The sequence below is a fragment of the Micromonospora rubida genome (genome assembly GCF_009908295.1).
Lineage (GTDB): Bacteria > Actinomycetota > Actinomycetes > Mycobacteriales > Micromonosporaceae > Micromonospora > Micromonospora rubida.
In genome coordinates this window covers 973,847-978,022 of the sequence record NZ_JAAALO010000001.1, presented here as the reverse complement: position 1 = coordinate 978,022, position 4,176 = coordinate 973,847, and the positions used below count along the sequence as shown (strand labels likewise).

The 4,176-nt window shown below is 71.4% G+C and carries 1 protein-coding gene; it reads right to left on the bottom strand.

Going from position 1 to position 4,176, the window contains the following annotated elements:
- Positions 1 to 93: 93 nt before the first annotated feature.
- A complete protein-coding gene (locus tag GVV04_RS03695; protein WP_161684378.1) occupies positions 94 to 4,155 on the bottom strand; it encodes a S8 family peptidase in 4,062 nt (1,353 codons plus the stop codon).
- Positions 4,156 to 4,176: the final 21 nt, after the last annotated feature.

The following is a 4,176-nucleotide window of genomic DNA, read 5'->3' as shown; positions in this document are numbered from 1 at the left end:
AGCCGCTCGGCCGGGCGCCCCACCCGCGCGGTCCCCGCCAGGCGGAAGGGGCGGGACCCGGCCGGGTCCCGCCCCTTCGCCGTCGGTTGTCGGTTACCGCGTCGGGCCGCTGTGGCCGGTGGTGCGGAGCGTGAACGCCCCCAGGGTGGTCTGCTGGAGGCGGTTACCCGCGGTGTCCCAGGCTTCGACCTTCAAGCTGACCTTCTTGCCGGCCGCATGGCCGTAGGTGGTGGTGGCGACGTAGCTGCCGGCCCGGTCCCGCTTGACGCTCACGGTCTCCCAGGTCTTTCCGCCGTTGGTGCTCCTCCACAGCTTCAGCCCGGCGATCGCCGGCATCGCCGCGCTGGACCGCTCGTGGAACGCGTTGACCCGGAACGTGTGCCTGCCCTGGGCCGACACGGTGTTCTTCAGGTCGATGGTGGCACCGAGGTCGTAGCTGGCGTACACCAGTGGTTCCGGTCGGCAGTGCCCCGGGCTGAAGCCTTCGGGCAGGCAGGTGTGACCCGGTGGAATCGCGGCCTTCGTCGGTGGCGCCGAGGTGAACGTCCACGCCGAGGAGTTGTTGGCATCCTGCGAGGTGAGGCGGTACTTCCCCGGCCCGTCCGACAGCGGGAACACCCGGATGATCCCGAGTTGGGCCGGGGTGATGTCCACGCCGTCCTTGGACAGCCGCATCTCCCGGTCGGCCGACCCGGTGTGCATCTGCCGGTCGCCCCGGTTGGCCGAGGCGTCGACGGGACGCACGACCAGACCGTTGCCCTGGCGACAGGTCATGCAGAAGCTCACTGCCGTTGTGGTGCTCGGTCCGTAGCGGTCGACAACGTCGTAGACGTCGTCACCGGTGGTGTAGGGACCGGGCGTGTGCGGACCGGCGAACCAGTGCTGGTCGGTGGTGGTCGGCCGATCGTGAACGGCGGTGAAGAATCGCGTCGCATGTTGCGTGTCCGACTCCCGAGCTGCCACGCCCTTTTCGTGGATGACGTCGGGGCGTAGCGGTCCGACGTACTCGACCCGACTACGTGGCGCGGTGAACGCCATCTCACCCATGGCCGTGCCGGTGCCGAGCATGACGAGGTCATCCTGCTTCCAGGTGAACCGCCAGTCGTTCATCCTGGTCGGCTGGTCGGCGTGGAAGCTCGTGTTGACCCGGGCGAGCTGCTGCTCGGTGAAGGTGTAGCGCAGCGAGTTCGGGATCCGCCCCTCCTCGTACGGGTTGAGTGTGTAGGTGTAGGGCGTCTCCGGCGTCGCCGTCGTCCGGATCGTCACCTGTTGCCCGGCGAGCCGGTTCCGCAGCAGGAGACCCTCCTTGGTGGACAGCGACACGTTGGCGATGTTCGCCGGCCGTGGCTCTTTGAACTGTTCCTGGCCGATCCACAGCGGCGTCGCACACCCCGGGTTCGACGGGAAGACGACCAGCCCGGCGGCGCCGGCGGCGCGGACCGCTTCCACGTTGGCGATCAGCACATAGCAGAGTGGGTCGCCGCTCGGCGCGAAATCGGTCTCCAGCAGCGCGAGCTTGCCCCGAAGATCGCGGCCGGCGAGGTCCTCCGGGCGACCGCGGCCGGCGTCGACCAGCGGAAGATCCCCGGTGCGGAACGGGGTCCAGCCGTCGCTGCTGAACTGGTAGGGCTGCCAGCTGCCGTCCGAAGCCTGCGCCTCCCAGCGGACCGGGACGATCGGGTGCAGGTCGACCCCGCGCCCGCCGCGGATCTGCATCGCAAGCTCGGACTGTCCGAGTGTCCACTGGTGGCGGAACCGGAACTGGCCGACCTTGACCGGCTTGGTCGGTGTCGCCCACAGATGCTGCCAGGCACCCCACGGCGTCCCCAGGATCGGCGAGAACCCGTACGACTGCCCGCCGACATCGGTCCGCTGGTACGCCGACTCCCCACCGCTGTTGTTGAGCGGCTGGGCGGGTTTGGGCGTGTTGAAGGTGATCTGTCGGGCCTGCCGCGCGTCCACGACCACCTCGGTGTCACCGGTCACGGTGACCTCGGGGGCGAACAGCCAGGCGTTGTTGACCCGCGAGTCGTCTCCGACCCAGTACACGATCTGCGCCACGCTGTAGGTGCCGGCGGGGACGTTCTGGACGATCACCCCAGGCTCCGGCGCGTACGCCTCGAGGACACGTCCCCGCGAATCGGCCACGTCGACCACGTCGTGGAGGACGGGGTGCAGCGGCTCACCGCTGCGGCCGAGGGTACGCACGGTCAGGGCGAACTTCTCCGGCTCCCGCACCAGCCCGACCGGCGTCGTCAACCGCACCTCACCGGCGGTCGCCACGACGGCCCCGGTGTACATGCCCTCCCCGAGCTTGTCGAGGCCGACGGTCACCGCCACCGTCGCCGTACCGTTGGCCGGCACGGTCACCGTGGGCTCGGTGCGCAGCGCGTCGCCGACGCCGGTCCCCTTGGTGTTGGCCAGTGTCGTGGCGAGGGTGAGGGTCACCGGCTCGCCGGTCAGGTTGGCGTAGCTGACCTGCCGGCTCGCCGTCCCCGGCTGGGTGACGGGCAGCATTCCGTAGTCGACGTTCGGGGTCGTCGCGAACACCCCCTGCCGGTCGGCCCGGGCGATGTCGACCCGACCGGCGCCCTGCTGGTAGACGGTGTGGCCGGCGTCCTTGCTGGTGCTCATCAACGCCGACTTGAGCTGGACGGCGGTCCAGTCGGGGTGCTGCTGGGCCAGGATCGCGGCCGCGCCGGCCACGTGCGGAGTGGCCATCGAGGTACCCGAGGCGCTCGTGTAGCGCTCGTCGACCGGGTTGCCCATGGTGGTGCCGGCGGCGCGGGCCGCCACGATGTCGATTCCCGGCGCGGCGATGTCGGGCTTGAGTGCCCCGTCCAGTCGTGGCCCCTGGCTGGAGAAGCCGGCGAGCAGGTCGGTCTGGCCGGTCGCGGCCACCGTCAACGCCGCGGCTGCCGCGCCCGGCGTGCCGACCGTCCGCTCCGCGCCGGCGTTGCCGGCCGCGATCACGAACAGCGTCCCCGTCGACGCGGTGAGCTCGTTGACGGCCTCGCTCATCGGGTCGGACCCGTCGGTCGGCGCGCCCCCGAGGCTCATGCTCACGACCTTGGCTCCGCTGGTCGCCGCCCACTCCATGCCCTCGATGATCCAGGAATCCTGTCCCTCCCCAGCCGCGTTGAGGACCTTGCCGATCACCAGTTGCGCGCCCGGTGCCACGCCCTTGCGCGCGTTCCCGGAGGCCGCCCCGCTACCGGCGACGGTGGCGGCGACGTGGGTGCCGTGCCCGTGCCCGTCGCCCGTGTCCTCGCCGGGGACGAAGGACCGCGACGTGGCGATCCTGCCCGCGAGGTCCGGATGCGTGGCGTCGATCCCGGTGTCCAGCACCGCGACCTTCACCCCGGTGCCGTCGTGACCGGCCGCCCACGCCTGCGGGGCGCCGATCAGCGACAGGTTGTAGTCCAGGTTGACGGTGGCCTTGCGGTCCAGCCACAGCTTGGCGATGCCGCCGCCGAGTCCACTGGTCCGCGCGGCAGCCGGCTGACCCGGCTGCGGCACCTCACCGCGTACGGCGGTCCAGAAGCTCCCCGCATCCTGCTTGGCCACGTCGAGCGCGGCGCCCTGGATGCTCTCCAACTGGTGGGTGGGCGTGCTCGCCGGGAGTGCGGCGGCCGCCGCCGACACCGACTTCGCGGCCCGGTCACCGGCGTACTGCACGATCACCGGCAGCTTCGCCGTCCGCGCGTCGGCGTAGCCGTGCTCCACGAGGTACTTGACGTCGAACAGTTCCCGGTCGACCCGCCCGGCCTGGACCGCCGGCATGGCGTCGGTCGGCAGCACGTACACGCCGCCGGGTTCGGACTGGGTGACGAACTGGGGGCGCTTGCCGTCCGGGCGTGCGGCCGCTTCGACGTCGACGGCGTACGGCCCGCCACTGCTCGACAGCGTGACCTTGTCACCCGTGACCAGGGTGACGGTGTGCGGGCCCGCGCCGACGCCGGTGAGCTGGATCGGGTTCGCGTTCTGGGCGGGAGAGGTCTGGGTGGGGGCGGCCTGGGCGGAACCGGCCGGAGCCGGCAGGGCCAGCGGGCTTCCGGCGGCGGCCGGTGGGGGCGCCGCGACCGCCGCCGTCGACATCGCGACGAACGTCGCGAGGACGGCGAGCGGCCGTCTCGATCCGGGTTTCACGCGCATCGTGAGACTCCTTGGGGGTGA

Coding starts and splice junctions, on each gene's coding strand:
- GVV04_RS03695 (WP_161684378.1), bottom strand. CDS start 4,155: ATGCGCGTGAAACCCGGATCGAGACGGCCGCTCGCCGTCCTCGCGACG.